Genomic DNA, 24,980 nt, shown 5'->3' with positions numbered 1-24,980 from the left:
TGCTCCGTGGATCTCAGCGTGCGCGGGAGCGGGGCTTGGAAAAATTCAGGGAGCCGCGATACATCTTTGCGGCCGGGTGGCGCGCCCCCCCTCCGGGGCGCGCTGCTGGGCCTAGACGGCCGCCAGGGTGCTGCTCAGCGCGGCCACGATGGCGTCGGTGGCCGTCTGAGTATCCGCGGTGCCGCCGATGTCGCGGGTCAGCTGCCCGGCCGCGGTGGCGGACTCGATGGCCGCCTGAACCTGGCGTGCTTCGGCTTGAAGCCCGAAGTGATCCAGCATCAGCGCGGCGCTGGCGATCGCACCGATCGGATTGCAGATCCCCTGCCCGGCGATGTCCGGGGCCGTTCCGTGCACCGGTTCGAACATGGACGGGAAGCGGCGCTCGGGGTTCAGGTTGGCGCTGGCGGCCAACCCCAGGCTGCCGGCCAGGGCGGATCCCAGATCCGAGAAGATGTCGGCGTTCAGGTTCGAGGCGACGACCACCGACAGGTCCTCGGGATTGAGGATGAACTTCGCGCTCATCGCGTCAACCAGTACGCTTTCGGTGCGCACGTCCGGGAATTCCAATGCCACGCGTTCGAAGGTCTCGTCCCACAGCACCATGCCGTACTGCTGCGCGTTGGACTTGGTGACCGAGGAGACCTTTTTCACCGTGCGGGTGCGGGCCAGTTCGAAGGCGAACCGGATGATCCGCTCGCAGCCCTTCTCGCTGAACAGCGCGGTCTGCAGGGCGATCTCGTTACCCGGCCCGCGCCCCGACAGGCTGCGCCCGCCCAGTCCGGCATACTCGCCTTCGCTGTTCTCGCGCACCACGATCCAGTCCAGCTCGGTGTTATCGGCCTTGCGCAGCGGCGAGGTGACGCCGGGCAGGAACTTGACCGGGCGGATGTTGGCCCACTGGTCGAAGTTCTGCGTAATGTTCAGGCGCAGGCCCCAGAGGCTGACATGATCTGGAACATTCTCCCAGCCGACCGCGCCGAAGTAGATCGAGTCGAAGTCTTTCAGCGTTTCCAGGCCGTCCGGTGCCATCATGACCCCGTGCTTGGCGTAGTACTCGCAGCCCCAGTCGAACTCGGTCCAGTCGAAGGCGAACTTGCCGTTGGATTGCGCGGCGACTGCCTGAAGCACCTTGCGGCCGGCGGCGACAACTTCCTTTCCGACACCATCCGCAGGAATGGAAGCGATCTTGAATACTCGGGTCTGGTCCATGGTTCTCTCCTTGGTCTAAGTGGTCTACATCACGTGCGAACTTGGTATCAATTAGACCGGGCCCATGACATCGCGTCTAAGACCGAATATGCATACGCCGAATAGGCGCGCCCTATAGATGCTGGCCAGATTGGGTTTCCGAATACTCCTGTGCCAGCCGGAGGAAGGACTGGGCCGCCGGAGTTAGGTAGTCCTTCCGGCTGATGATTGCCACATGCAGCTGCGTGACCGGCTCCAGCAGAGCCACCCGCAGCCCGGAGCGGCGCGCCAGCGGGGCCCAGGATATCGGCAGGATGGCGTGTCCGACTCCTGCGAGCACCAGCGGGAGGATCGAGGTGCGGTGGGCAACTTCGGCAACAATGCGCAGGTCCACTCCGCGGGCCACCAGGCCGTCGACCAGCGAGCGCATGAGCGAGCCGCGCTGCGAAATGATGATGCTTTCGCCGCCGAGGTCGCATCCCTGAAGCGTTTCGCCCGGTCCGAAGCTGTCCGCCAGCGGATTGATGATCAGCACCAGCGGCTGGCGCTCAAGCTGCACCACGTCGACCCCGGGTGCCATGATGGGCCGGTCCGCGCCGAGCAGGCCGATCTCGCTGCTTCCGGAGCGCACCGAGCTGACCACCTCGTCGACGGTGAATGCGGCGGCAGTGCTGACGGAAATCTGCGGATGCAGCTGGGTGTACTGGGCGATCAGGGTGGTCAGCGGCTCGATGGCCGGCGACGGCATGGCCGCCAGCTCCAGCCGCCCGCGGTGGACTCCCTTGAGCTCTGCCATGGCCGAGCGCGCGGCATCCAGGTCCCGGACCACCAGCCGGGCGGGACCGAGCAGTTCCTTGCCAGCGTCGCTAAGCACCACGCGGCGGCCAACCCGGTGGAAAAGCGGCAACCCGATTTCCTGTTCAAGGCTCTTGATCGTCTGGGACAGGGAGGGCTGCGCGATGAGCAGGTGCTCGGCGGCGCGGCCGAACCCCTCGTGATCTGCCACTGCCAGGAAATACCTTAATTGACGAACGTCCATGTCCTACCTCTCCGGCGCCATGGTCGCTTCGCGGCACCTCCCACCATTATGTGAGCAAGCGTCCCCGAATGCCGCTTCATGCGTCACATGGTGCGTGCCGGGCAAATCGAGTAGGTGGGGGTCTTTATGGGCAGCACCTTTATCCGGGTCATGGAGTCCTACGCGACAAAACTCTCCGAGGCCGGCGGAACCCTGCTCTTGTCTGGGCTCAGCAAACGGGCCTTCGAGCAATTCGTGACGACCGGGGCTGTCGAGGCCTTGGGACGCGATCACATTTTCTTGGCTCGGGAACGCGTCGGAGAGTCCTTTCACGAAGCCATTGCTTTTGCCGAAGTCTGGCGGCGATCATGAAAGTGAAGCGGTGCTGCTTCCGTTAGATTCCTCGATAAAAACTTTACCGACCTAGGAGTAGTTCTGATGATCATTTTTCTGATTCGCGCGGCAATCTATGTTGCCACAGCGGCGCTGGGACTGTTGGTAGGCACGTGGCTTCTCGATGATTTCCATCTAGCCCCTCAAGGATTCCTGATAGCGGTACTGGTTTTCGCCTTTGCCCAATCACTGCTCGGTCCGTTCATCTTCCGAATGACTAATCGTTATGTTCCGGCGGCTATTGGCGGTTTCGGTCTAATTTCCACCTTGGCTGCGCTCTTTGTCGCAAGCCTGTTCCCTGGTGGTCTGACGATTGATGGATTCACCACCTGGATTCTGGCGGCCTTGATTGTCTGGGCGGCCACGACGCTGGGCAGCTGGCTGCTGCCGCTCATTTTCTTGAAAAAGCGAATCGCCCAGCGCGATGCATCAAGAGGACAAAAATAGCTCCATCCCCAGTCGCAGCCACCTCATCACCAATTGATGAATTTTCGGCGACAGTTCAAAAATTCATTGCTTTTCCTTGCAGGGGGAGCAATTCTTGAAGAGAGAAAGGTTATTGCTGAAATTTCGATCATCGAATCTTCAGGTCTATCAGGTGTCTAACTTCTAAGGACTAAGTCATGGAATTCTGGAATTCACTCTGGAACATCATCTGGGTAATTGTTTCAGCCTTTGTTTTCGTCGCTTATCTGATCGCCCTGTTCTCGATCGTTACCGACCTCTTCCGTGACCGCGAGCTGAACGGCTGGTGGAAAGCACTATGGCTCGTGCTGTTGCTCTTCATCCCAATCCTCACTTCGCTGGTCTACCTGATCGCTCGTGGCCAGGGCATGGCCGAGCGAAGCCACAAGGCTGCCGTTGGCAATGCCAATGCCGTTGAGGACTACATCCGCACCGTTGCACAGGTCAGCCCAAGTGACGAGATTGCCAAGGCCAAGGCCCTGTTTGATGCCGGAACCATCAACGCCGACGAATTCGAGATTCTCCGGTCCCAAGCATTGAGCCAAGCTGGCAAAGCCGCTCAAACCGCCTAACCACAGTTGATGCCTCGCGGCCGGGGCGAATAGGAAAACGCCAGCCTTTCGGGCTGGCGTTTTCCTATTGCATCCGGGGCCTCAGGCTCAGCCCAGCTTGATTTCCTCGCTCAGGCTCCACTGGCCACCGCGGGTGTCGAAGAGCTGGATCGATTCCACCGTGAACGACAGGTCGATCTCGTGCAGCGCTGCCTGCGCCTCGTCGAGCTTTTCAGCGGGAGCATTCTGCGCGATGGTCAGGTGCGGATGGTACGCGAAGCCGGACTCGTGGCGTAGCGCGTCGGAGAGCAGCGCGCGGTGCAGTGCCCAGCATTCCTCCGCCCCGGCCAGCAGCGGCAGGTAGACCACCTCGCTGGCCGGTCGGAAGGTGCGGGCCGCGCCCAGCTGCACGGTGAAGCTCTCGGTTTCGCGCGCCACCTGGCGCACCTGCGCCGCGGCCTTCTCCCAGGTGTTCAGGTAGGACCCTGACACCAGCGTGATATGCGGAGCGATCACCTCGGTGTCGGCTCCCCCGAACTCCCGGCGCCACGCGCGCAGCGTCTCCCGCTGCGGCAGCGGCACCGGGATCACCACGCCCAACGTGAACCGGGGTTCAAGGTTATCCATGTCAGACACCCAGCGGCGGCAGGAAGCCGACCTTCTGGTAGACATCGGACACGGTCTTGGAGGCCACTTCGCGAGCCTTGGCGGCACCGGCCAGCAGCAGCCGGTCCAGCTCTGCGGGGTCGTCCAGCAGCTCCAGGGTGCGGGTGCGGATCGGTGTTAGCCGCTCCACCACGGCCTCGGCCACTGCCACCTTCAGGTGCCCGTACATCTTGCCCTCGAACTCGGCGACCAACTGGGGCACATGCTTGCCGGTGACCGCGGCAAGGATGTCCAGCAGGTTCGACACCCCTGGCTTCTCTGCCTTGTCGTAGGCCACCACGGACCCGGCGTCGGTCACCGCGGACTTGATGCGCTTGGCGATCAGCTTCGGCTCGTCGAGCACGTTGATCAGGCCTGCCGGGGACTCGGCGGACTTGGACATCTTCGAGGTCGGGTTCTGCAGGTCGTAGATGCGTGCGCCCTCCTTCGGGATGAATGCCTCGGGCACGGTGAAGGTTTCGCCGAAACGGTGGTTGAAGCGCTTGGCCAGGTCGCGGGCCAGCTCCACATGCTGGCGCTGGTCATCGCCCACCGGAACACCCTCAGGCTGGTAGAGCAGGATGTCCGCGGCCATCAGGATCGGGTAGGTGAACAGCCCGACGCTGGCGGCATCCGCGCCGCCCTTGGAGGACTTGTCCTTGAACTGGGTCATGCGGCTGGCCTCGCCGAAACCGGTGATGCAGTTCAGCACCCAGGCCAGCTGCGCATGCTCAGGCACCTGCGACTGGACGAACAGGGTGGACTTGTCCAAATCGATGCCGCCGGCGATGAACTGCGCGGCGGTCTTGCGCGTGCGGGCGCGCAGCTCCGCCGGATCCTGGCTCACGGTGATCGCGTGCATGTCCGGGATGAAGAAGAAGGCGTCGTGGTCGTCCTGGGTCTTGACCCAGTTGACCAGTGCGCCCAGGTAGTTGCCGAGGTGCAGGGAGTCGCCCGAAGGCTGCATGCCCGAGAGAACGCGGGGCTTAGTCATGAAAAATCCTTAAAACTGGTAGTCGACGACCAACGGCGCGTGGTCGGAGAAGCGCAGATCGTAGCCTGAGGCCCGGTCAACATGGGACTTGATGGCCTTGTCCGCCAGCGACGGGGTAGCCATATGGTAGTCGATACGCCAACCGGCGTCATTGTCGAATGCCTGCCCGCGGTAGGACCACCAGGTATAGGGTCCCTGGGCGTCGCCGGCCAGCTCGCGGGCCACGTCCTTGTACCCGACCGAGGAGAAGAAGCCGTCGAAGTAGGCAATCTCCTCATCCATCACGCCGGCGCGCTTGTTGTGGTTCGGCTTCCAGTTCTTGATGTCCTTCTCGGTGTGCACGACGTTCAGGTCGCCCACCACCAGCACATGGTCCTTTTCCGCGGCCAGGGCCGGGAGGTAGTCGGTCATGCGCTGCAGGAAACGGTACTTGTCATCCTGCTTGACGGTGCCCAGTTCGCCCGAGTGCACGTAGCAGGAGACCACGGTGAAGGTTTCGCCATTGACCTCGAAGTCAGCTTCAACCCAGCGTCCGGAGTCTGCGAAGTACTCGTCGCCGATGTTTTCGCGCACTGCCACCGGCTCCACCCGGGAGAGCACTGCGACGCCGGCCCGTCCCTTGTCCTTGGCTTCTGCATGCAGGATGTGCCAACCGTCGCCGATCAGTTCGCGCAGCACCTTGTCCGGTGCGCGCACTTCCTGCAGGCACAGGATGTCGACGTCGCGGGCGGCAACCCAATCTGCCATGTTCTTGCGGTAGGCGGCGCGAATGCCGTTGACGTTGACCGAAGCCACGCGCAGGGCGCCGGCCTTCTTGCTCAGAATTTCCACGCTGGTTGGTATCACCCTTCCAGCTTACAAAATTCGCGTGCTGATTACGCGCTGATCGACTCGCGCCCCGCAAGGAAACACCAAGGGCGGCGATTGAGGGCGGCCCGGAGATTTTCCGGTCGACCGGTCCACGGTTCAATCCCAGATCCCGGCGGCTTCGCACCCGGTGGCCGGATACCGGCGGTAGTTCCATGTCATCGATTCCACGATGCCGTGCCGCTTGCAGATCACCAGCTGCTGCGGCTGCGCCAAGCTGCCATCGTGGTCGATCATTGCCACGTCGAGGACGTATCCGTCCGCGACGCGTGCGGCCCCCACCAGCCGGTGGGTATCATCCTCCCCCGCCCCACATCGACAAATCCATCGGACGGAACATCGCCAGTTCCGGCGCCGCAACGGGTATCCGCCATTGTCCGTCGCGCGAGATGGGATCTTCGCCGTGGATTTCACTCAGGACACGTCCGGTATCCGGATGACAGGAAACCCGCCCTCTCCCCGGCCCGGCCGTCTGCTCGGCAACGTATGAGCGGCCGTCGACTCTCGCTTCGATGGCGTGCAGCTGGATCTCCCCGTCCTCGGAGTTTTCAATCCGGAGGGTGGCGGTCAGGCCGGGTCGCGAGTCTGCCTGCCGCAGGATGCCGATGACTTCGACCAGCACCTCAAACTGCGGCTCTTCCCGGTTTCCTTCTACGCTCACGTCCATGCCCATAATCCAGGGGCCGGTTGGATTATCCCGCGGAAGCCGCAAGCTCCTGGCGCACCGGTCATCCAAGCCCGGCCGGTGGCGTGAAATCGCCGAGCGAACCGAACGGCGGCAGGCCGGCGCGCAGCTGCGCCAGGACATGCAGTTCATGCGGCACCGCGGGCGTGGGCAGCTCATCCACGCCGAACCAGCGCAGGCTGGCGGCCTTGCCCGGCTCCATCCGCCGCGGCTGGCCCTCCCAGGAGGTGCACTGGAAAAAGAAGTCGACACGGTTCGGGGCGCGGTGCAGCACGGTCAGCGGTTCCAGGTCTCCCGGCTCGATCCGCAGTCCCAGTTCTTCGAAGGCCTCGCGGCAGGCGGCCTGGTGCACGGATTCGCCGGGCTCTACATGCCCGGCGGCGCCGGCCGCCCAATACCCGTCCATGAACCCGGTGCCGCGGCGCTGCTGCAGCAGGACCTGGTTCTCGCGCCGGAAAATGACATAGGCAACGGGGATCAGCATTCTGTGGCCCTTAAAAGCATCGAGACGGCCGAAGCCGTCTCGAAAAGTTTGAAATTAACCGATGATTTCGCCATCCAGCGGCTTGGCCGGTTTGATCATGTCGCGGGCATTGCTCGCGGTCATCTGGATGGTGTCCAGTGCGCGGTCGATCATTTCCTCCGACTCCGGGGTCTTCAGCTCGCGCTGCTCGGCAATAACCCGGGCCTGCACCTGGACGATCTTGAAGGAGTGATCCAGCTTCATGTCGCGCTGGCTGGTAGCCTCGTCGACCACGACGGTGCCCGCTTGGGCGCGCGGGGTGGCTGCAGCGGTGGCCTCGCGCAGCGACTCGTTGATCTTCTGCGCACCGCGCTTGAGTCCGAACATCATGAACCCGGCGAGCAGCAGCCAGCCGGCAGAGATAACGACGACAAACCAGCCGACGATCTCGTTTGAATTGGCGGCGAAGACGACCGCCACCAGAAGGACGATGACCATGACCGACATTGCCAGGGTCGATGCGTTGAGGGTGATTTTCCGACCCTGCTTCGCGCTGCTGCCTAGAGGTTCCATACGTTCAATTCTCGCATCATCCCCCGGTGCAGGCCAATTGCACCGGTGTCCTTTCGCCCACAGCGTTGCTAGCCCAGCACGCTGCCAACCAGCTCGCGCAGCTGCACCCCGTCCAGGCTGAACCTGATCATCAAATACCCTGCGATGCCGACCACCCAGCCCAGCGTCTCCTGAGCATAGCGGCCAAGTTTTCGCCCCGCCGCCTGCAGCCATCGCTCGATGCGGTCCCCTGCCGCCCTGCGCACACCCACCAGCACCAAGGCCGGTGCGATCATCACCAGGCAGTACCCGGCCAGCACCAGCGCCTGCGCCCCGGCGCTCCACCCGGTGCCCTGGAGCACCCCCATGGCACCAAGGTAGGGAAGCATGGTGGGCAGTTCCAGCAGCCCTGCCAGCAGGGCCAGCACCACGACCCCGGTGCGGGTATCCAGCGCGGTGCCCAACCTGCGGCGCAGCGCTCCGGAAACCTGCGGCTGGCCCGTTCCGGCGCCCTGCCCCGGCCCGTCATCGGCCGGCACACCGCCTGCGGTCCCTGCCTTGCGCGCCGCGGCGAGCTTCTGCGCATCGGTGCGGTAGCTCAGCGCCCAGATGATCATTCCCGCACCCACCGCCAGCCCCAGCAGCCGCAGCACGGGGATGTCCCAGGACATCCGGGAGGACGCCAGCGCGAAGCCCGAACGCAGCACCAGCCCGATCACCCAGTAGAAGCCTGCCAGCAGTCCGAGGTAAAGCAGCACCCGGGGAATCGACCGGCGGTAGTCGCGGCGCAGCAGCAGCCAGATGGGGATGACCAGGGTGCCGATGCTGGTGGCGTCGATCAGCGCAAGCACCACCAGAGAGACGGGCGCGGCATTCGTGAAGATGTCCATGATTCAAGCCTGTTCCCGGCGGCGGCGCAACGGTATCGGGCAAAGGACGGATCGATCTCCCCCTTAAGACGGATGCCCTGCGGGACTGCGGATGGGGCATGCTGGAAACATGACGACGCTGATCCGGCGTCTCGGCAGCGGCCAGAACGAGCCGGAGACCGCCGGGATGTACCTGCTCCTTGCCGCGGTGCTGCATGCCTTCGGCGTGGTGAACCCGCCGCTGGCCGGACTGCCGGGCTGGCTTTGGCTCCCGGCGCTGCTGCTGGGGCTGGGCGCTATCCTGCTGCGCCGGCGCTGGCTGCTGCCCGCCGTGCTGGTGATGGCCGTGTCCGGCCTGGGGCTGCTGGCGCTGGGCAGCATAGCCGGGTATTTCATGGTGTTCGAAGCGGTGTTCAGCGTCTTCCTGCTCGGCGGGATGCGGCTGCGCCGGATATCTTTTGCCCTCATGTGCCTGGTTGCGCTGGTGATGGCCCTGCTCGCCTGGGATGCCACGCAGGCCGAACAGCAGGTGGTGCTGAGCCTGTTCCTGACCGGGTTCATCCTTTTCACCCCGATGCTGTGGGCGCAGAACGTGCGCACCGCCCAGGATTTGGCTCACTCGCAGGCCGAGCGTTCCGCGGCGCTGGCCGCCGCCGCCGAGGCGCGGGCGGAGCGGCTGAGCGCCGAGCACCACGCGGCCCGGATCTCTGAGCGCACCGCGCTGGCCCGCGAGATGCATGATGTGCTCTCCGCCCGGCTGTCCTCCATCGCCCTGCTCTCCGGGGCGGCGCTGGCCACTGCGCCGGGCAATGAGCCGCTGGCCGCCATCCGCCGCGAAAGCGTGACCGGGCTGGAGGAAATGAGCGAGATGGTGCGCATGCTGCATGCGGGAACTCCCGCGCTGGCGGCGCGGCTGACCGATGTGCCGCAGCTGGTCGCGCAGGCCCCCGAAGAGGTCGAGCTGGAGTATTCGGTCCCGCACCCCGAGGGCATCCCGGCCGCCGTGCACACCGCCGGGCACCGCACGGTGCGCGAGCTGCTGGTCAACCACGCCAAGCATGCCCCGGGCAGCGTGCTGCGCCTGCGCCTTCAGCAGCTGCCCGACCGCGTGCAGATTTATGCCAGCAACCCGGTTGCCCTGCAGGCCGGGCACGGCTTCGGCAGCGGTATCGGGCTGATGAGCATCCGCACCCGCGCCCAGGCCGTGGGGGGAAGCATGGATGTGAGCACCACACCCGAGTTCAAGGTGCAGGTCGTCCTGCCCACCGCCGTACAGCCCGAGGATGAAATCCATGAAGATCCTGCTTGTTGACGACCATTCGACAGTGCGCCTGGGCATCCGCCTGGTGCTGCAGGCGGCCGAGGACCTTGAGGTTGTCGGGGAGGCGGCGGACGGCGCCGCGGCGGTTTCCATGGTCCGCGCGCTGGAGCCCGACGTGGTGCTGATGGACCTGCGTATGCCGGTCATGGACGGCATCGCGGCCACCGCGCAGATTTCCGGGCAGGCCAGGGTGATCGTGGTGACCACCTTCGATGACGACGACTACCTCTTCGGCGCATTGCAGGCAGGCGCCCACGGCTTCCTGCTCAAGACCGCCGAGCCGCAGGCGATCATCGACGCGGTGCGCGCGGCAGGCCACGGCCAGTCCGTGCTGGATCCACAGGTCACCGCCCGGGTCATGGAAAGGGCGCTGGCCTCGGCGCCGCCAACGGTGCTGCCCGAAGGGCTCACGGCGAGGGAGCGCGAGGTGCTTGAGGGAATCGGCGAGGGGCTGAGCAACCCGCAGCTGGCGCAGCGCCTGGGCATCGGAGAGAGCACCGTGAAAACGCACGTCTCTGCGGTGCTGTCCAAGCTCGGGGTGAGCACCCGGCTGCAGGCGGCCAGGATCGCCTATGGCGCGGCAGGCTAGCTAGCCTGCGGCAAGCCTTCCGCTACCAGCTCACCAGGCAGAAGGGGTGCTCTTGCGGGTCGAGGTAGACGCGGAAGGTCTTGGCGCCTTCCCCGGTGCTCCGGGCGCCGAGATTCAGCACCAGTTCCTCGGCCAGGTCCAGGTCCTTGACCCGGACATCCAGGTGCATCTGCTGCGGATGCACATGGCCCGGCCATTCGGGCGCTACATAGGGGCTGACGGCCTGGAATGCGACGGCCGGGCGATCGGGGGCATCGCCGATGCTCACCCAGTCCGGGTCGTTGTCGATGCGGACCATGCCCAGCAGCTGCTCGTAGAACGCCGCCAGCGAGTCCGGGTCCTCGCAGTCGATCACCAATGCCTGCCATGTGCCAATCATGATGCCTCCTGCGCCCCATTATGCGGCAGCCGCCGGTGCTTGGATAGGGCTACCAGGAATCTGCCATGGCTTCGCGGCAGTGCTCGATCAGCGCCTGCACCCGGGCCGGCACCTTGACCCCGCGCGGGGTGATCGCCACGACCGAACTGGTGGAGGTCAGCGAGCTCGGCAGCTCCGGCACGTGCAATTCGCGGAAGGCCAAGGGCCTGCCCTCCAGAGACATTTCGGCATTGTTCGGTCGGAGCATCATCAGGCCGTAGCCCAGGCCGCGCCCGACCATGGCGGAGACCAGGATCATCTGCGGCACCTCGGCGATGATGTGCGGGTTCAGGTCCTGCGCGGCGAACAGCTGCAGCACGTATTCGGTGGACGGATCCGACTCGTACATCACCAGCGGCTCGTCCACCAGGTCGGCCAGCTCCAGTGGCCGCTGCAGCCCCGCCAGCGGGTGCTCCGGATGCAGCACCACCTGCATCTGGGTATCGTAGATCAGCTGCTTGTCCATATCCGGCGGCAAGCCCAGGTCGTACACGAACGCGACATCCAAATCCGCATGGCGCAGCCCCGGAAGCAGCGACTCATGCGTACCCACTTGGACCGAGAGCTCCACTTGCGGGTGCTCGAATCCCTGCATGGTCGCCGGGATCAGGTGGGGCGACAGCGAGGCGAAACAGCCAAAGCGCACCGGGCCGCGCAGCACGCCCTCCTGCTGCGGAAAAGTGGCGGCCAATTCACCGACTTCAGCAACAATTTTGCGGGCCAGGGACGCGAAATGCACCCCTGAGGCAGTCAGCGAGAACCCGTGCGCCTTGCGCCGCAAGCACAGTGTTTCTCCGGCCAGCTTCTCGATCGCCGTGATCGCCTGAGACAGCGCTGACTCGGAAATACGCAGTTCGTCGGCCGCGGATCCGAGGGTTTTATGGTCGGGCAGTTCAGCCATGATTTCAAGATGCCGCATGGAGTACATAAGCTAGCCTTCAGAAGTTCTACAGACAATTGAAGTTTACCTTACCTATGTGGGGTGTCACACTGAAGTGATTCACCTCTCCAAGGAGCTGCCCCTTCATGAACGCAAACCAACGGCGCGTCGCGTTCGCCACAGTCATCGGTACCACCGTCGAATGGTACGACTTCTTCATCTACGCCACCGCTGCCGGCCTGGTGTTCAGCCAGCTGTTCTTCGAGCCTGCCGGCAAGGAGATCGCGCTGCTGATCTCCTTCGCCTCGGTCGGCTTGTCCTTCCTCTTCCGTCCGCTGGGCGCCTTCCTGGCCGGACACTACGGCGACAAGATCGGCCGCCGCGCCATGCTGGTGCTGACCCTGTCCCTGATGGGTGCGGCCACCACGCTGATCGGCGTGCTGCCGACCTATGAGACCGCAGGACTGTGGGCCCCGGTCCTGTTGCTGCTGCTGCGCATCATCCAGGGCATCTCCGCCGGCGGCGAGTGGGGCGGCGCGGTGCTGATGGCCGTCGAGCATGCCGAAGAGGGCAAGCGCGGCCGTTCGGGCTCCTACCCGCAGGTCGGCGTGCCGCTGGGCATGCTGCTGGCCAGCGGCATGATGGCGCTGATGACCGGCGTCATCTCCCCCGGTGAGGCATTTGTCGAATGGGGCTGGCGTGTGCCGTTCCTGGTCTCGATCATCCTGATCGCCATCGGCTACTTCGTCCGCCGCGCAGTGGACGAGTCCCCGGTCTTCGAGGAGATCGCCGAGCACAAGGCCCAGACCAAGGTGCCGATCGTGGTGCTGTTCAAGAAGCATTGGCCGCTGGTCATCATCGCCGCGCTGGTCTTCGCCGGCAACAACGCCGCGGGCTACATGACCACCGGCGGGTTCTTCCAGGCCTACACCACCAACCCGGACGGACCGATAGGTCTGGAGCGCACCGATGTGCTCGTCGCCGTGGCCTTCGGCGCAGCCGTGTGGCTGGTCATGACCCTCATCGCCGGCTACATGGCGGACAAGGTCGGACGCGTGCGCACCTACCAGATCGGCTTCGTGGTCCTGGCCGCGTCGCTGTTCCCGGTCTTCGCGTTGGTCAACTCCGGCTCGCTGGCCATGCTCTACCTGGCCTTCGGCCTGTTCTCGATCGGCCTGGGCCTGACCTACGGCCCGCAGGCGGCCCTGTATTCCGAGCTCTTCCCGGCTTCGGTCCGCTTCTCCGGCGTCTCGATCTCCTACGCCATCGGCGCGATTCTCGGCGGCGCCTTCGCCCCGACCATCGCCCAGGCGCTGGTCCAGGCAACCGGCGGTACCACCGCCGTGGCCATCTACCTGCTGGTGGTTGTGACGCTCGGCTTCATCGCGGTGTCCATGATCCGCGACCGGGCCGACATCGACCTGTCCTTCCGCAACCAGGCGGAGCAGGAAGTCGGCGCCCTGGTCTTCGACAAGCGCACCGTCGAGGGCCAGTCGCAGAAGGCTTCGCACTAGCCTCCAAGCGCCTTTAGCACAGCGAAAAACCCGTTCCGGAGGATCTGTTGATCCCATGGAACGGGTTTTTGCGTGGTCTACGTCGTCCTGGTGCGCGGGATTTCCAGCCGCTTGGCGGTATTCGGTCTCGTCGATCTCGCCGCGGGCGTAGCGTTCGCGCAGCACCCCCTCGGCGCTTCCGGGCGAATGCTGCTGCCGGCAGCGGCCGCGGCCAGCGACGCTCCATCCGTCCTCGAGGATGAGCCGGGCCAGTCGCAAACGTGCTTTCGGGGCCAGTTAAGCGTTAGCGCGGGGCATGAAGGTCTCCTGTGTGTGAAGCGGTTTCTAAGACAGCTCCACTCCACCTCAGGAGGCCTTGGTCATTCCATCACTTCAGATCGTATCGTCGCAGGAGTCCAACCAACATCTCTGCGAAGTACAGCTAGAGCCCGGTGCTGCCGGCCCGCACTGCTGCAAGCCAGCGGTCCCAGGCGGGTTGCAGCAGCGCCGCCAACGCGGCATAGCCTCCCGCCCCCGGGTGGGCTCCGTCGCCCTCGCGCACCTCGCGGCGCCAGGTTTCATGGCCTTGCATCTGGTGCACGACGCTCGCGTAGGGAACCGCATGGCGGGAGCATTCAGCCTCCAGCAGGGCATCCAGGACCGCGATCCGTTTGTTGTGCGCCGGGTCTGCGACCGCCGGCGGGCCCGCCACCAGTACCGGCCAACCCTGGCGGCCAAGCCGAACCAGCAGCTCGCGCAGATGCGACACCGAGTCCTCGGCGCGGACCCGGCAGCTGCCCGATTCGAGCATGGTGTCGTTGACGCCGAACGAGAGCACGATCCCGGCATGGCACCCGGAAGGAAGCCGCGCAGCGCATTCCGCCTGGATGCGGCGCAGGATGTCGGCGCTGGTGTCGCGGCGGATGCCCAGGTTGTAGGAGGTCAGCGCGGACCCCCGTCGATGCGCGTGCGCCGCCAGTCGTCCAGCCCAGCCCAGATGCTCCTCATCGCCGACACCGGCTACGAACGAATCGCCGACAAAGCAGATGCGCACATCCGGCTGCGCCTGTTGCGTGATGTCCCCGACGTTGCCCTGCTCCGCCATATCCCTGCCTCACCTGTGTATTTGGGTCCTGCTCATCCCATGCTAGGTCAGCGGCGGACAGCTGCCCAACCCGCGCGGGCAGGCGGCGGCGGTTCCCGGCGCCTTGCCCCGCGAGGATGCCAAACACCCATTAAACGGCCGACGGCCCGCCAGCAATTCACTGGCGGCCCGTCGGCCGTTGGTTCTCTTCGCGTCTACTTCGCGGCGTTGCGCTCCGCGGCTTCCACCACGTTGTTCAGCAGCATCGCGCGGGTCATCGGGCCCACGCCGCCCGGGTTCGGGGAGATCCAGCTGGCAACCTCGTACAGGGCCGGGTCGATGTCTCCGGTGACCTTGCCGTCCACGCGGGAAACTCCCACGTCCAGCAGGATGGCGCCCGGCTTGGCGGTCTTGATCATGTGGGCGGAGCCGGCGGCGGCGATCACCACGTCGGCCTGGGCCAGCAGCTCGTCCAGGTTGGCGGTGCCGGTGTGCGCCAGGGTGACGGTGGCGTTCACGTCGCGGCGGGTGAGCAGCAGGCCCACCGGGCGGCCGATGGTCACGCCGCGGCCGACGACCAGCACGTGCTTGCCGTTCAATTCGATGTCGTGGCGGGCCAGCAGCTCCACGCAGCCCAGCGGGGTGCAGGGCAGCGGGGAGGTCATCGGGCGGTTCACGTTGGCGACCAGGCGGCCCAGGTTCATCGGGTGCAGGCCGTCGGCGTCCTTGGCCGGGTCCATGGCTTCCAGGATGACATCCTGGTCGATGTGCTTGGGCAGCGGCAGCTGCACGATGTAGCCGGTGCAGTCAGGGTTCTCGTTCAGCTCGCGCACCTTGGCCAGCAGTTCGTCCTGGGTGGTTTCCTCCGGCAGGTCCACGCGGATGGATTCGATGCCCACCTCGGCGCAGTCCTTGTGCTTGCCGCCCACGTACCAGGCCGAGCCCGGGTCGTTGCCCACCAGGATGGTGCCCAGTCCGGTGCTGTGGCCGGCTGCCTTCAGCTTGGCGACGCGCTCGGTCAGTTCCTGCTTAATCGTGGCCGCGGTGGCCTTGCCGTCGAGAATGCGTGCGCTCACGCTCATCCTTCCGTAGGGGCCCTGTTGCCAAGGCAGATGGTGTGCGAACCCAGGCGCGCGGCTCCCACGATTAGCTCCCCGGTGGTAGTCCACCAAACGCCAGTCACGCGGTTAATTCTAGCGAACTGCACGCCGGGCACCGGTGTGACAACCGCCTCACGTGGAATGGAGGCACCGCGGAACCGGTTATCAGGGGTAAGGAGGCAGCCATGCAATACCAGAACATCGTGATCGGCGCGGGGCAAGCGGGACTGGCCGCCGCATTCCACCTGCAGCGCCGGGGGCTGGCGCCCTGGGAGGACTACGTGGTGCTGGATGCCAATCCGGGCCCGGGCGGCGCCTGGCAGCACCGCTGGCGCACGCTGACCCTGGGCGCAACCCACGCGGTGGCATCGCTGCCCGAGTTCCCCTTCGATGACCAGGACCCGACCCGTCCGGCCTCCGAGGTGGTCTCCGAATACTACGGAGCCTACGAGCGGGAGAAGAACCTGCCGGTGCGCCACCACGCCGAGGTCCGCGCGGTCACCCGCCAGGACGGTATCTTCACCGTCGAGCTCTCTGATGGAAGCACGCTGCAGGCGCGCAGCATCATCAACCCGACCGGTACCTGGACCAACCCCAACTGGCCAAGCTACCCGGGCCGATTCGACGGCCCGCAGGTGCACACCAATGGCTTCATCGGCCCTGAGCAGTTCGCCGGCCAGCGGGTGCTGGTGGTGGGCGGCGGCGCGAGCGCCACCCAGTTCATCGTGCAGCTGCGCGCTGCCGGCGTGGACACCCTGTGGTCAACCCGCTCCGAGCCGGACTGGCGCACGCCGAGCGCCGACTGGGGCATCCAGGTGGAGCGCGAGGTCAACGAGCGCACCCGCGCGGGCCTGCCGCCGACATCCGTGGTGGGCGCCACCGGGCTGATGCTGAACCCGGTGATGCAGGCGGCCATCGACTCCGGTGCGCTGGTTTCCCGCGGAAAGATCGACTTCCTCGGCCCGCACAGCGTGCATTTCGAGGACGGCAGCACCGAGCCCATCGACGCCATCCTCTGGGCCACCGGATTCCGCCATGCGCACGACCACCTGCGTCCATTGCATCTGCACACGCAAGCCGGCGGCATCCTGATCGCCGAGGATTCGGTCAGCGCGGTTGAGCTTCCGGGCCTGTACTTCGTCGGCTACGGCGCCTCGGCCTCCACGCTGGGCGCTACCCGCGCCGGGCGCAAGGCCGCGGTGGCAGCGAGCAAGTTCCTGGCGGCCGTTCCGGCGTAACTGTTTGCGGCGAATGTGCACGCAGGGCGTTAGACGGTTAACCTCAATGCATGAACAAGTTCACCGTTACCCTGTCCTGCGTAGATCGTCCCGGCATCGTCCATGCCATTTCCGGAGGTCTGCTGGGTGCCGGTTGCAACATCACCGAATCCCAGCAGTACGAGTCCCCCGAGTCCGGAACCTTCTTCATGCGCATCGAGGTGGCGACCGAGCAGTCCCTGGTGCAGGTTCGCGCGGCGCTGGCTCCCATCCGCGACGACTTCCACATGTCGCTGCGCGTGGACGACACCGCAGTACGGACCCGAACGCTGATCATGTGCTCCAAGGCCGGGCATGCGCTGAACGACCTGCTGTTCGCCCAGCGCGCCGGCACCCTGGCCATCGACGTCCCGGTCATCGTCTCCAACCACCTGGAATTGAAGTCCATGGCCGAGTTCTACGGCGTGGATTTCGTGCACCTTCCGGTCACGGCCGCCAACAAGTCGCAGGCCGAGGCCGAACTGCTGAAGCTGGTGGACGACTACGACATCGAACTGGTGGTGCTCGCCCGCTACATGCAGATCCTCTCCGATTCGCTGTGCCAACGCATGGAGGGGCGGGTCATCAACATCCACCATTCGTTCCTGCCGTCTTTCAAGGGCGCCAAACCCTACCACCAGGCCTACGCGCGCGGCGTGAAGCTGATCGGCGCCACCGCCCACTACGTCACCTCGGATCTGGACGAGGGTCCGATCATCGACCAGGAAGTCACCCAGGTGAGCCACGCGCGCACCCCGGAGCAGCTGGTGGCCCTGGGCCGCAGCGTCGAAGGCCGCACGCTGACCCGTGCCGTGCAGTGGCACGCGGAGCACCGCGTCATGCTGGACGGACAGCGCACCATCGTCTTCTCGTAAAACTCGCAGGTCCGAACACCCCGCCGTTACAGTGGTGTCATGACTCACATTATTACCATTGACGGCAAGACCCCGCAGGTCGGCCAGGACGTTTTCACCGCACCTACCGCCACCCTGAGCGGCGACGTGGTGCTGGGCGATCGTTCCAGCGCGTTCTACGGGGTCTCCGTGCGCGGCGACTCCGCACCGATCCGCGTGGGCGAAGGCAGCAACCTGCAGGACAACGTGGTGCTGCATGCCGACACCGGATTCCCCTGCACCGTGGGCGCCGGGGTGTCCGTCGGGCACAGCGCCGTGGTCCACGGTGCCAGCGTGGGAGACGGCTGCCTGGTGGGCATGAGCGCCACCATCATGAACGGCTCGGTCATCGGCGAGCAGTCGCTGGTAGCCGCCGGCGCCCTGGTGCTTGAAGGCACCCAGGTTCCGCCGCGCTCGCTGGTGGCCGGAGTCCCGGCCAAGGTGCGCCGCGAACTGACCGAGGAAGAGGTCGCCGGACTGAAGAAGAACGCTGACACCTATCTGGGCCTGGCTGCCAAGCATCTGGTCGCCAATTCCTGATCCGCGGCGGGCCTGCTGCCCTACCCGCGTTCCACGGGCAGCCACAGCTCGCAGGTGGCGGTGCTGAAGTCCTCGGACCGCTCAAGCACCGCCACCATGGACGGTCCCTCGCGCAGCAGCCACGGATTCGACGGGAACCACTGCGTTGCGGTGGAAGCCCAGACGTTCTGCAGTGCCACCGGATACGGACCGGAGGTGCGGAACACCGCCCAGGTCCCGGCGGGAACAGTGATGGTGTCCAGGTCTTCCGGCACGGTCCCATCCAGCATCGCGACACCGTGCAGGTACGTGAGCTCGGAGCCCTCCCGGTAGTCTGCATCCACATCCGCGCTGACCTGGAGCAGGCCTGCCGGCTCGTTGTTGCCCAACTCCTTGAGCCGGGCATGCTCGCTGACTGGCAACGAGGCGATATGGGCCTGGATCTGCGGGTTGGCCCCTTCGTGGATCAATTGCACACGGGCCGAGTGGCCCACCAGCTTGAATTCCGGGCGTTCAACAATTCGGGCATCCATGGGGACGCTCCCTTCGACGGTCAGGCTGAACCTGAGTATTGGTTGGCTTCGAAGGGGGCCGCCATCGCGGCGGACTTCGCCCGGACCGGCACCGTGCACCGCACGGAACGCCCGGCCGAAGGCCTCTGCCGAACCGTAGCCATAGCGCACGGCAAGGCCCAGCAGATCCTGGCCTTCCAGCAGGTCCGCAGCCGCCACCGTCATGCGCCGACGGCGCACGTACTCGGACAGCGGCATTCCTGCCAGCGAAGAGAACATGCGGCGAACGTGGTACACGGTGGTACCCGAGCCCGCCAGCAACTCGTCGAAATCGATCTCGACTTCAAGGTGCTGTTCGATCTGCTCCATGAGCCGATTCAGAATTCCGATCATGTTCCCACCCTTCACCATCCACTATCCCGAGGGGAAGCAAAGTCGCGCCCGACTTTTGCGGTTCGTTCAGATCAGGTGGGCCGAAGACTCCAGCCTTCACCAGCGCCGATTGCCGGACAACGGGTCCGGGTTGTGTTTACCACTGGCTTCGGCCGAATCGTACCTATGCGGGAATAGCGGAACATCTTTCCGCACAGTAGTTTGGCAGTGGTTGCAGCAGAGCTAAAAAATGGTCAGCCTGAGCCAAGACCTTCAGCATAGGTTGTTCCGGAAGTAGCTGGCACTGAATAGATGTGCAATCTAACTTCAACCGCCCAATTACAGCTGGGCGGCAACCTTTAGCATCTTCCTGCTCTTCGAGCACTAGTCCGCTCGAACCACTCCATGTTATCGAGATTGAGCAGACGTTCCGCTGCCATCAGGAAAGCGCTGAAAAGCATGAGATCGCGCTCGCAATGGAAGCATGAGCTATATCATGTGTCAACAAGTTGCGGTGAGCCACAAGATCGACAGTCGTCGAATTCTATGACTGGAAACTACTCCTTTGGAATCCACACAGTTGGAGGCCACTGGTCCGGAAGCACATTAACCGGCGGTTGCCCGTCATCCCATGGAACACGCGGCGGTGCATCCCATGCAGCAGGCTTCCTGAAGTCCACATGACCACCGGAGAACTTCGCGTCGGATAAGTCCACGTCCCCGTCAGAGAACTTCGCACCGAAGAAGGATACTTCTCCACCAATAAACTTCGCACCGCTGAAGGGCACTTCCCCACCAGAGAATTTCGCACGTCCGAAGGACACCTCCGCCTCTTCAGAGAACCGCGCACGCCCGAAGGACACCTTCCCGCCAAAGAATTCCGCACCGTTGAGGGTCACCTTCCCGCCAGAAAACTCCGCATATCCGAAGGATACCTTCCCGCCGAAGAACTTTGCCCGTCCGAAAGACACTTCCCCACCACAGAACTGCACTTCGCTGAATGACACTTCCCCACCGGAGAACCGCACCCCGAAAAAGGTCACTTCCCCATCGGAGAACTGCGCTCCGAAAAAGGTCACTTTCCCGCCAAGGAACTCGGCACCGTCGAAGTTCACCTGCCCGCCAGAGAACTTCGCACCGCTGAAGGACACCTTCCCACCAGAGAACTTCGCACCGCTGAAGGACACCTTTCCGCCAGAGAATACGGCTCCAGAGAAATCTCCACCATCGATAACCGCACCAGTAAAATCTAAGTCCAACCCTGACCACGTTTTAGATGCGTCATCCTGAAGATGCCTACTAATCGTTCGTATGATCGTTAGGCGCACCTCCTTGTCGGCCGGTCGAAGCTGGTGAGTTCGGATTTCCTCAACGTTGCGCCGCCCATCTGTCCAAGCATGCTTTTCCACAACCTCTTTCAACAAGGTCGGACGTCCGTTACCCTGATAGGGTAGCCGTAAGTACGCGCACAGCACATCCACGCATAGTTGTTTGCGCTCAGTCGCATTTTCATCAGCCAGCGCTTCCAAGGCATAGATTCCCGCATACTGCACCATCGGGTCAGAGGATCCCAATTGTCTCGCCGCGTTCTCCAACCGATTCATGAAGTCAGATGCCTCAACACCCCGCTGGCGTCGGTACGCAATCGTCAGGTAAATGATGCCGCCAACACCAGCAATCATCGTCAGTACGGTACGAACAGCATCGGCCCTCGTCGTGTCCCCGGGGCCCAACCCCCAGGTCCAAAACCCATGCATGACGAAACCAATTAAGATCCAAAGCACTCCGAATGCTACTAGTGCGCCGGTAATGGCCCATAGAGAGGCCACTAAAAGGGGGGACTGTTCCAACTGCTCATGTAACTTCTTCAACCGCTTATGAAACCAGAGGAGGGGCCCCCACTTCTTCAAACTCCTCACCCAGCGTCGCCAGAATGCAGGATTTTCATGATCTGGTTTAGCGTCCGGGACCCGGCCTTCCGAATCTTTCCCCATGTGATCCCCCATAAACCCAACTCACCTGCTATTTGATTCGAACTCTAAATGACATCTCAACAACGGTCCACCCTGAACCGACAAGACACCCCACGGTCAATCATCTACAACAGCCATACAGGAAGAAACCGGGTGAATACCACCCGCCCACCAGTTCTGGCAGCAACTCACACGCCGGAATTAATCCTACGTTCCTGAATGCACAGAAGAAGGGTCGGATCCCATGGGCCGGCGCCAGATCGTATTCTGTTGGAAGGGGCCGGCACGAACGGAAGAAAGCAATCGTTGCAGCAGTTTGAGCTGGCGAATCGGGACCGGATTGAACCGTATTCGAAGTAAGTATCATGAGCTCTGATAAAGGAACTTGACTAGTGCCTTACACTAACGTTCTGACAGGCTCCCAGGTCAATGGCGAATGCCTGCGCCAAGCACTTCATCGCTTCGGTGTCAGCTCATCCATCCCGCCATTAGCAAGAAATCGAGCGGTAGTCCCCAGCCGGGAGGCCTAGCGCTTCGCAGAGCACAGCTGCGCGGGCCTCAAAGAGTTTTCCGATCAGTGATCAGCTTGGCGCCCATGGGTAGCGCGTCCAGCTCCTGTTCGTTGCTAGGAATTCCGGCCAATACTGTGGTGGCCGTGTCATGTCATGTACAAGACGTTGAATTTCCGTTAGCTGATCTGGATACTACCGATTGGAATGCGGCGCCAACCCAATTGCTTTGCTAAACCAGACGGTCGCTTGCCGAATAGGCGTTCTGGTTCCTACTGGCGGCACGCTGCGGGGCACCTGCCATCTTGACCAGCCCTGCAACAATAAGCACGTCCAACACCACTAGCATCAGCACGGAACCGTGCGCTGCCAACCACATCATTTCGGAATTCGGAAGCATCTGGCCCGGGTCCACACTGGATTACGATTCCATGTGGCCGATTGCGGTGCTGTCGGCAATCTTCCACAGAACAAAGAAGGCCAGCACCGAGATGTTCAAACCAAGCATGGCCACTACGCCCACGATGCCGAATGCTTTCATTGGAATTTGCGACACGTTTGGCTCCCCGGGATGCAGTCTTCATTCTGGACCACCGATCACGGTGACCGGAGATCTTCACTTCCAGAACCCAGTATTCCCTGCCTGACGTACGCCGCAGGTGCGAATCGCTGAGTGACACCGACGTTAAACGCCCGCGCGGGCCTTCGAATGAGGAGGGCCCGCGTGCTTCTTGCGAAGAAAGCTCAGGCGGTAGCCAGGCTGCGGTGCTGGATGCTGTCGGTCTCGGAAGCCTTCGCGGCCGCGGCCAGCCCGCGTTCCAGATCGGCAATCAGGTCCTCGGGCTCCTCGATGCCCACCGAGAGGCGGACCAGGTTGGCCGGGATCTCCAGCGGTGTGCCGATCAGCGAAGCGTGGGTCATTTCGCGCGGATAGCAGATCAGGGATTCCACCCCGCCCAGGGACACCGAGAGCTGGAAGTATTCCATGGACTCGGCGAAGGCGCGGGCCGCGGACTCGTCGGCCAGCTGCAGCGAGAGGATGCCGCCGAAACCGCGCTGCTGGCGCTTGGCCAGCTCGTGGCCCGGGTGGCTTTCCAGCCCGGGATAGTAGACGCGGGCAACCTCGGTGCGGTCATCGAGCCAGCCGGCCAGGGTGGATGCGGTGGCGCAGTGGCGTTCCATGCGCAGGCCCAGGGTCTTCAGCCCGCGGGCGGCCAGGTAGGAATCCTGCGGACCGGAGACCGCTCCCCCGGCGAACTGCTGGTAGCCGACGGCTTCGGCCAGCGATTGGCCGCGGTGCAGGTGGTCTGCCACGATGACCGCGCCGCCGAGAACGTCGGAGTGCCCCCCAATGTACTTGGTGGTCGAGTGCACCACCGCGTGCGCTCCGAAGTCCAGCGGCCGCTGCAGGTACGGGGTGGCGAAGGTGTTGTCCACGACCAGCAGGGCGCCGTGCTCGGCGGCGATGGCGGCCCAGCCGGCCAGGTCGGCGATGCCCAGCAGCGGGTTGGACGGGGTCTCCACCCAGAGCAGCGCGGTGTTCGGGCGCAGTGCGGCACGCACCGCATCCAGGTTGGTGATGTCCACCGCGCTGGCGGTGATGCCCCACTTGTGGTGCAGCCGGGTGATCAGACGGTTCGTTCCTCCGTAACCGTCCGCCCCCAAGACGATATGGTCCCCCGGGGCCAGCAGCGCCCGCAGCAGCGCATCTTCCGCCGCGATTCCGGAAGCGAAGGAGAAGCCGGCGGCTCCGCCTTCCAGCGCGGTGAGCTGGGCTTCGAATCCGTTGCGGGTCGGGTTGGAGCCGCGGGAGTACTCGTGGCCGGCGCGCAGCACGTTGATGCCGTCCTGGATGAAGGTGCTGGTCTGGTAGATCGGAGGGATCACCGCACCGGTGTGCGGGTCCTTTTCCTGGCCGGCGTGCACCGCCAGCGTGTTGAAGCCGCTCATGCGAAGCTCTCCTCTCGGGTGGCGGCCTGGGCCGCGCTCAGTGCGCGGTCCAGGTCGCGGATCAAATCTGCGGGGTCTTCCAGACCCACCGACAGGCGCAGCACCGCGCGGTTCAGGCCCGCGTCGGCCAGCTGCGCTTCGGAAAGCCGGCAATGGGTCATGGTGGCCGGGTGCGCGATCATGGTGCGGGTGTCGCCGATGTTGGCGGCCAGCACGATCACCTCCAGGCTGTCGATGAACGCGGAAACCAGGGCCTCGTCGTGCAGCTGAACCGCAAGCACGCTGCCGGTGCCGCGCGGGAAGAAGCGCTTGGCGCGTTCGTGATGCGGGTGCCCGGGACGGCTGGGGTGGTGCACCGCCGCCACCGCCGGGTGGGCCTGCAGGAAGTTGGCCAGTAGCAGCAGGTTCTGCTGCGCCGCGGCGGTGCGCACCGACAGCGTCTCGATTCCGGTCAGGATGCCGTGGGCGCTGGCGGCCGACAGCGTGGGTCCCAGATCATGCAGGAACTTGGAGCGCACCAGCATGGAATAGGCTCCGGCCCCGTAGCGCTCCAGCAGCGAGGTGCCGGCGTAGCGGGCGCGCGGGGCGGCGATCTGCGCCCAGCGTTCCGGGTCGGAGAAGTCGAAGGTCCCGGAGTCCACCACCACGCCGCCGAGCACCTGGCCGTGGCCGGCCAGCGCCTTGGTGGCCGAGTGCACCACGATGTCCGCGCCGTGCAGCAGCGGACGGAAATTGGCCGGGGTGGCCAGGGTGTTGTCCACGACCACCGGGATGTTGTGGCGGTGCGCGATCTCGCTGAGCGTCGGCAGGTCCGGCAGCGTGGACAGCGGATTGGTGACCGACTCCAGGAAGAAGGCTCGGGTGTCCGGTTCAATGGCCGCTTCCCAAGCTTCCGGGTCCTCCGGGTCCACGAAGCTGACCCGGATGCCGAAGTCGTTGAAGGAATCGGTGAGCAGGTCCACGGTGCCCCCATAGAGCTGGCTGGAGGCGATGATGTGCTTGGGGCCCTGGGTCAGGGCCAGCAGCGCCAGCGCCACGGCCGCCTGGCCAGTGGCCGTGGCCACCGCATGGGCCCCGGCTTCCAGGGCCGCGGCGCGCTGCTCGAACACTGCCACCGTGGGGTTCCCGGTGCGCGAGTAGGTGAAGCCCGTCTGGCGCAGCGCGAACTTCTCCACCGCCTCGGCATGCGAGGGGAACTCGTAGGCCGCGGAGGAATACAGCGGCACGGCCAGCGGTCGGTAGTCGCCGCTGGGGGTGTACCCGGCGTGGATGGCCGTCGTCGACGGCCCGGTGTGTGGCTGTGCCATGGCTGGCTCCTTCTCGTTGTCGAATCCACGAGAGAGGGCACCGAACACGGTGCGAGGTACCGGGGACGGCAGGCCGGCGGCCTGTCCATCACGGTACGAGGCACAGCGCAGCGT

The 24,980-nt window shown here is 64.5% G+C and carries 28 protein-coding genes and 1 riboswitch; of the genes, 9 read left to right on the top strand and 19 right to left on the bottom strand.

Going from position 1 to position 24,980, the window contains the following annotated elements; all coding sequences use genetic code 11:
* Nucleotides 1-111: 111 nt before the first annotated feature.
* Together JQN66_RS03790 and JQN66_RS03785 are read right to left on the bottom strand one after the other, a co-directional pair.
* A complete protein-coding gene (locus tag JQN66_RS03790) occupies nucleotides 112-1,209 on the bottom strand; it encodes a tartrate dehydrogenase (protein ID WP_204676695.1) in 1,098 nt (365 codons plus the stop codon).
* A gap of 112 nt (nucleotides 1,210-1,321) precedes the next feature.
* Nucleotides 1,322-2,194: a LysR family transcriptional regulator gene (locus tag JQN66_RS03785; protein ID WP_338029214.1), complete on the bottom strand. Its 873-nt coding sequence runs from the start codon at nucleotides 2,192-2,194 to the stop codon at nucleotides 1,322-1,324.
* A 159-nt stretch (nucleotides 2,195-2,353) separates the two neighbouring features.
* On the opposite strand from JQN66_RS03785, the gene JQN66_RS03780 reads away from it, so the two are divergent.
* The 3 genes from JQN66_RS03780 to JQN66_RS03770 all read left to right on the top strand — a co-directional run bounded on the left by JQN66_RS03780 (nucleotide 2,354) and on the right by JQN66_RS03770 (nucleotide 3,636).
* Nucleotides 2,354-2,578, top strand: coding sequence for a hypothetical protein (locus JQN66_RS03780; protein ID WP_204676693.1), 225 nt, complete (start codon nucleotides 2,354-2,356; stop codon nucleotides 2,576-2,578).
* Nucleotides 2,579-2,644: 66 nt separating this feature from the next.
* Nucleotides 2,645-3,046, top strand: coding sequence for a phage holin family protein (locus tag JQN66_RS03775; protein ID WP_204676692.1), 402 nt, complete (start codon nucleotides 2,645-2,647; stop codon nucleotides 3,044-3,046).
* 176 nt (nucleotides 3,047-3,222) lie between these two features.
* A complete protein-coding gene (locus tag JQN66_RS03770; protein ID WP_204676691.1) occupies nucleotides 3,223-3,636 on the top strand; it encodes an SHOCT domain-containing protein in 414 nt (137 codons plus the stop codon).
* Nucleotides 3,637-3,723: 87 nt separating this feature from the next.
* On the opposite strand, the gene JQN66_RS03765 is transcribed toward JQN66_RS03770, so the two are convergent.
* The 8 genes from JQN66_RS03765 to JQN66_RS03730 form a co-directional block, all read right to left on the bottom strand.
* Nucleotides 3,724-4,242, bottom strand: a complete 519-nt coding sequence (locus JQN66_RS03765) for a 2'-5' RNA ligase family protein (RefSeq protein ID WP_204676690.1) — start codon at nucleotides 4,240-4,242, stop codon at nucleotides 3,724-3,726.
* A gap of 1 nt (nucleotide 4,243) precedes the next feature.
* Nucleotides 4,244-5,254, bottom strand: a complete 1,011-nt coding sequence (trpS, locus tag JQN66_RS03760; RefSeq protein WP_204676689.1) for a tryptophan--tRNA ligase — start codon at nucleotides 5,252-5,254, stop codon at nucleotides 4,244-4,246.
* 9 nt (nucleotides 5,255-5,263) lie between these two features.
* Complete coding sequence (locus JQN66_RS03755) at nucleotides 5,264-6,100, bottom strand: exodeoxyribonuclease III (RefSeq protein ID WP_204676688.1); 837 nt, start codon at nucleotides 6,098-6,100, stop codon at nucleotides 5,264-5,266.
* 120 nt (nucleotides 6,101-6,220) lie between these two features.
* The gene (locus JQN66_RS03750; RefSeq protein WP_204676687.1) at nucleotides 6,221-6,403 is read right to left on the bottom strand and encodes a hypothetical protein; all 183 of its coding nucleotides are present in this window, start codon (nucleotides 6,401-6,403) and stop codon (nucleotides 6,221-6,223) included.
* Nucleotides 6,404-6,416: 13 nt separating this feature from the next.
* Nucleotides 6,417-6,788, bottom strand: a complete 372-nt coding sequence (locus tag JQN66_RS03745) for a hypothetical protein (protein WP_204676686.1) — start codon at nucleotides 6,786-6,788, stop codon at nucleotides 6,417-6,419.
* A gap of 61 nt (nucleotides 6,789-6,849) precedes the next feature.
* Nucleotides 6,850-7,290, bottom strand: a complete 441-nt coding sequence (locus JQN66_RS03740) for an NUDIX hydrolase (RefSeq protein WP_204676685.1) — start codon at nucleotides 7,288-7,290, stop codon at nucleotides 6,850-6,852.
* A 54-nt stretch (nucleotides 7,291-7,344) separates the two neighbouring features.
* Nucleotides 7,345-7,842 carry a hypothetical protein gene (locus JQN66_RS03735; protein WP_204676684.1) on the bottom strand — a complete coding sequence of 166 codons (498 nt, stop codon included), beginning with the start codon at nucleotides 7,840-7,842 and terminating at the stop codon, nucleotides 7,345-7,347.
* A 68-nt stretch (nucleotides 7,843-7,910) separates the two neighbouring features.
* Nucleotides 7,911-8,711 carry a GAP family protein gene (locus JQN66_RS03730; RefSeq protein WP_204676683.1) on the bottom strand — a complete coding sequence of 267 codons (801 nt, stop codon included), beginning with the start codon at nucleotides 8,709-8,711 and terminating at the stop codon, nucleotides 7,911-7,913.
* Nucleotides 8,712-8,820: 109 nt separating this feature from the next.
* On the opposite strand from JQN66_RS03730, the gene JQN66_RS03725 reads away from it, so the two are divergent.
* Together JQN66_RS03725 and JQN66_RS03720 are read left to right on the top strand one after the other, a co-directional pair.
* On the top strand, nucleotides 8,821-10,002 hold the full coding sequence (locus tag JQN66_RS03725) for a sensor histidine kinase (RefSeq protein WP_204676682.1): 1,182 nt from the start codon (nucleotides 8,821-8,823) through the stop codon (nucleotides 10,000-10,002).
* A complete protein-coding gene (locus JQN66_RS03720; RefSeq protein ID WP_204676681.1) occupies nucleotides 9,983-10,600 on the top strand; it encodes a response regulator in 618 nt (205 codons plus the stop codon). Before JQN66_RS03725 ends, JQN66_RS03720 begins: the two co-directional genes overlap by 20 nt.
* A gap of 22 nt (nucleotides 10,601-10,622) precedes the next feature.
* On the opposite strand, the gene JQN66_RS03715 is transcribed toward JQN66_RS03720, so the two are convergent.
* Nucleotides 10,623-10,979, bottom strand: a complete 357-nt coding sequence (locus tag JQN66_RS03715; RefSeq protein WP_188947407.1) for a VOC family protein — start codon at nucleotides 10,977-10,979, stop codon at nucleotides 10,623-10,625.
* Nucleotides 10,980-11,028: 49 nt separating this feature from the next.
* Nucleotides 11,029-11,919 (bottom strand): LysR family transcriptional regulator, encoded by an 891-nt coding sequence (locus JQN66_RS03710; protein WP_239464130.1) that lies wholly within the window; start codon nucleotides 11,917-11,919, stop codon nucleotides 11,029-11,031.
* 125 nt (nucleotides 11,920-12,044) lie between these two features.
* Here JQN66_RS03710 and JQN66_RS03705 point away from each other — a divergent pair, with 125 nt between their 5' ends.
* Nucleotides 12,045-13,412, top strand: coding sequence for an MFS transporter (locus JQN66_RS03705; RefSeq protein ID WP_204676679.1), 1,368 nt, complete (start codon nucleotides 12,045-12,047; stop codon nucleotides 13,410-13,412).
* Between the two features lie 421 nt (nucleotides 13,413-13,833).
* On the opposite strand, the gene JQN66_RS03700 is transcribed toward JQN66_RS03705, so the two are convergent.
* Both JQN66_RS03700 and JQN66_RS03695 read right to left on the bottom strand, forming a co-directional pair.
* On the bottom strand, nucleotides 13,834-14,496 hold the full coding sequence (locus tag JQN66_RS03700; RefSeq protein ID WP_204676678.1) for a DUF459 domain-containing protein: 663 nt from the start codon (nucleotides 14,494-14,496) through the stop codon (nucleotides 13,834-13,836).
* A gap of 194 nt (nucleotides 14,497-14,690) precedes the next feature.
* On the bottom strand, nucleotides 14,691-15,551 hold the full coding sequence (locus JQN66_RS03695) for a bifunctional methylenetetrahydrofolate dehydrogenase/methenyltetrahydrofolate cyclohydrolase (protein ID WP_407717448.1): 861 nt from the start codon (nucleotides 15,549-15,551) through the stop codon (nucleotides 14,691-14,693).
* Between the two features lie 40 nt (nucleotides 15,552-15,591).
* Nucleotides 15,592-15,668, bottom strand: a riboswitch (ZMP/ZTP riboswitch).
* 92 nt (nucleotides 15,669-15,760) lie between these two features.
* Between JQN66_RS03695 and JQN66_RS03690 the strand changes: the two genes are divergently transcribed.
* From JQN66_RS03690 to JQN66_RS03680, 3 genes are read left to right on the top strand one after another with little or no spacing between them, the layout of a single operon-like run.
* Nucleotides 15,761-16,813, top strand: coding sequence for a flavin-containing monooxygenase (locus tag JQN66_RS03690; protein WP_204676676.1), 1,053 nt, complete (start codon nucleotides 15,761-15,763; stop codon nucleotides 16,811-16,813).
* Nucleotides 16,814-16,863: 50 nt separating this feature from the next.
* On the top strand, nucleotides 16,864-17,706 hold the full coding sequence (gene purU / locus JQN66_RS03685; protein ID WP_204676675.1) for a formyltetrahydrofolate deformylase: 843 nt from the start codon (nucleotides 16,864-16,866) through the stop codon (nucleotides 17,704-17,706).
* 39 nt (nucleotides 17,707-17,745) lie between these two features.
* Entirely contained in the window at nucleotides 17,746-18,264 is a 519-nt protein-coding gene (locus tag JQN66_RS03680; RefSeq protein ID WP_204676674.1) for a gamma carbonic anhydrase family protein, read from the top strand.
* Between the two features lie 20 nt (nucleotides 18,265-18,284).
* On the opposite strand, the gene JQN66_RS03675 is transcribed toward JQN66_RS03680, so the two are convergent.
* The 5 genes from JQN66_RS03675 to JQN66_RS03660 all read right to left on the bottom strand — a co-directional run bounded on the left by JQN66_RS03675 (nucleotide 18,285) and on the right by JQN66_RS03660 (nucleotide 24,866).
* Nucleotides 18,285-19,148, bottom strand: a complete 864-nt coding sequence (locus tag JQN66_RS03675) for an AraC family transcriptional regulator (RefSeq protein ID WP_204676673.1) — start codon at nucleotides 19,146-19,148, stop codon at nucleotides 18,285-18,287.
* 536 nt (nucleotides 19,149-19,684) lie between these two features.
* The gene (locus JQN66_RS03670; RefSeq protein ID WP_204676672.1) at nucleotides 19,685-21,121 is read right to left on the bottom strand and encodes a pentapeptide repeat-containing protein; all 1,437 of its coding nucleotides are present in this window, start codon (nucleotides 21,119-21,121) and stop codon (nucleotides 19,685-19,687) included.
* A 909-nt stretch (nucleotides 21,122-22,030) separates the two neighbouring features.
* Nucleotides 22,031-22,165 (bottom strand): hypothetical protein, encoded by a 135-nt coding sequence (locus tag JQN66_RS18575; RefSeq protein WP_275439066.1) that lies wholly within the window; start codon nucleotides 22,163-22,165, stop codon nucleotides 22,031-22,033.
* 188 nt (nucleotides 22,166-22,353) lie between these two features.
* Nucleotides 22,354-23,559: a cystathionine gamma-synthase gene (locus tag JQN66_RS03665; RefSeq protein ID WP_204676671.1), complete on the bottom strand. Its 1,206-nt coding sequence runs from the start codon at nucleotides 23,557-23,559 to the stop codon at nucleotides 22,354-22,356.
* A complete protein-coding gene (locus tag JQN66_RS03660; protein ID WP_204676670.1) occupies nucleotides 23,556-24,866 on the bottom strand; it encodes an O-acetylhomoserine aminocarboxypropyltransferase/cysteine synthase family protein in 1,311 nt (436 codons plus the stop codon). Before JQN66_RS03660 ends, JQN66_RS03665 begins: the two co-directional genes overlap by 4 nt.
* Nucleotides 24,867-24,980 lie beyond the last annotated feature (114 nt).

It is taken from the genome of Glutamicibacter protophormiae (assembly GCF_016894325.1).
Classification (GTDB): domain Bacteria; phylum Actinomycetota; class Actinomycetes; order Actinomycetales; family Micrococcaceae; genus Glutamicibacter; species Glutamicibacter protophormiae.
Note: the sequence above shows the minus strand (reverse complement) of the source record. Positions and strands in the feature narration are given on the sequence as shown.

What these genes read in the sequence shown, in the direction of transcription:
- JQN66_RS03790 (WP_204676695.1), bottom strand. Translation starts at nt 1,209, where the DNA reads ATGGACCAGACCCGAGTATTCAAGATCGCTTCCATTCCTGCGGATGGT.
- JQN66_RS03780 (WP_204676693.1), top strand. Translation starts at nt 2,354, where the DNA reads ATGGGCAGCACCTTTATCCGGGTCATGGAGTCCTACGCGACAAAACTC.
- JQN66_RS03775 (WP_204676692.1), top strand. Translation starts at nt 2,645, where the DNA reads ATGATCATTTTTCTGATTCGCGCGGCAATCTATGTTGCCACAGCGGCG.
- JQN66_RS03770 (WP_204676691.1), top strand. Translation starts at nt 3,223, where the DNA reads ATGGAATTCTGGAATTCACTCTGGAACATCATCTGGGTAATTGTTTCA.
- JQN66_RS03765 (WP_204676690.1), bottom strand. Translation starts at nt 4,242, where the DNA reads ATGGATAACCTTGAACCCCGGTTCACGTTGGGCGTGGTGATCCCGGTG.
- trpS (WP_204676689.1), bottom strand. Translation starts at nt 5,254, where the DNA reads ATGACTAAGCCCCGCGTTCTCTCGGGCATGCAGCCTTCGGGCGACTCC.
- JQN66_RS03745 (WP_204676686.1), bottom strand. Translation starts at nt 6,788, where the DNA reads ATGGACGTGAGCGTAGAAGGAAACCGGGAAGAGCCGCAGTTTGAGGTG.
- JQN66_RS03740 (WP_204676685.1), bottom strand. Translation starts at nt 7,290, where the DNA reads ATGCTGATCCCCGTTGCCTATGTCATTTTCCGGCGCGAGAACCAGGTC.
- JQN66_RS03735 (WP_204676684.1), bottom strand. Translation starts at nt 7,842, where the DNA reads ATGGAACCTCTAGGCAGCAGCGCGAAGCAGGGTCGGAAAATCACCCTC.
- JQN66_RS03730 (WP_204676683.1), bottom strand. Translation starts at nt 8,711, where the DNA reads ATGGACATCTTCACGAATGCCGCGCCCGTCTCTCTGGTGGTGCTTGCG.
- JQN66_RS03725 (WP_204676682.1), top strand. Translation starts at nt 8,821, where the DNA reads ATGACGACGCTGATCCGGCGTCTCGGCAGCGGCCAGAACGAGCCGGAG.
- JQN66_RS03720 (WP_204676681.1), top strand. Translation starts at nt 9,983, where the DNA reads ATGAAGATCCTGCTTGTTGACGACCATTCGACAGTGCGCCTGGGCATC.
- JQN66_RS03715 (WP_188947407.1), bottom strand. Translation starts at nt 10,979, where the DNA reads ATGATTGGCACATGGCAGGCATTGGTGATCGACTGCGAGGACCCGGAC.
- JQN66_RS03710 (WP_239464130.1), bottom strand. Translation starts at nt 11,919, where the DNA reads ATGGCTGAACTGCCCGACCATAAAACCCTCGGATCCGCGGCCGACGAA.
- JQN66_RS03705 (WP_204676679.1), top strand. Translation starts at nt 12,045, where the DNA reads ATGAACGCAAACCAACGGCGCGTCGCGTTCGCCACAGTCATCGGTACC.
- JQN66_RS03700 (WP_204676678.1), bottom strand. Translation starts at nt 14,496, where the DNA reads ATGGCGGAGCAGGGCAACGTCGGGGACATCACGCAACAGGCGCAGCCG.
- JQN66_RS03690 (WP_204676676.1), top strand. Translation starts at nt 15,761, where the DNA reads ATGCAATACCAGAACATCGTGATCGGCGCGGGGCAAGCGGGACTGGCC.
- purU (WP_204676675.1), top strand. Translation starts at nt 16,864, where the DNA reads ATGAACAAGTTCACCGTTACCCTGTCCTGCGTAGATCGTCCCGGCATC.
- JQN66_RS03680 (WP_204676674.1), top strand. Translation starts at nt 17,746, where the DNA reads ATGACTCACATTATTACCATTGACGGCAAGACCCCGCAGGTCGGCCAG.
- JQN66_RS03675 (WP_204676673.1), bottom strand. Translation starts at nt 19,148, where the DNA reads ATGATCGGAATTCTGAATCGGCTCATGGAGCAGATCGAACAGCACCTT.
- JQN66_RS03670 (WP_204676672.1), bottom strand. Translation starts at nt 21,121, where the DNA reads ATGGGGAAAGATTCGGAAGGCCGGGTCCCGGACGCTAAACCAGATCAT.
- JQN66_RS03665 (WP_204676671.1), bottom strand. Translation starts at nt 23,559, where the DNA reads ATGAGCGGCTTCAACACGCTGGCGGTGCACGCCGGCCAGGAAAAGGAC.
- JQN66_RS03660 (WP_204676670.1), bottom strand. Translation starts at nt 24,866, where the DNA reads ATGGCACAGCCACACACCGGGCCGTCGACGACGGCCATCCACGCCGGG.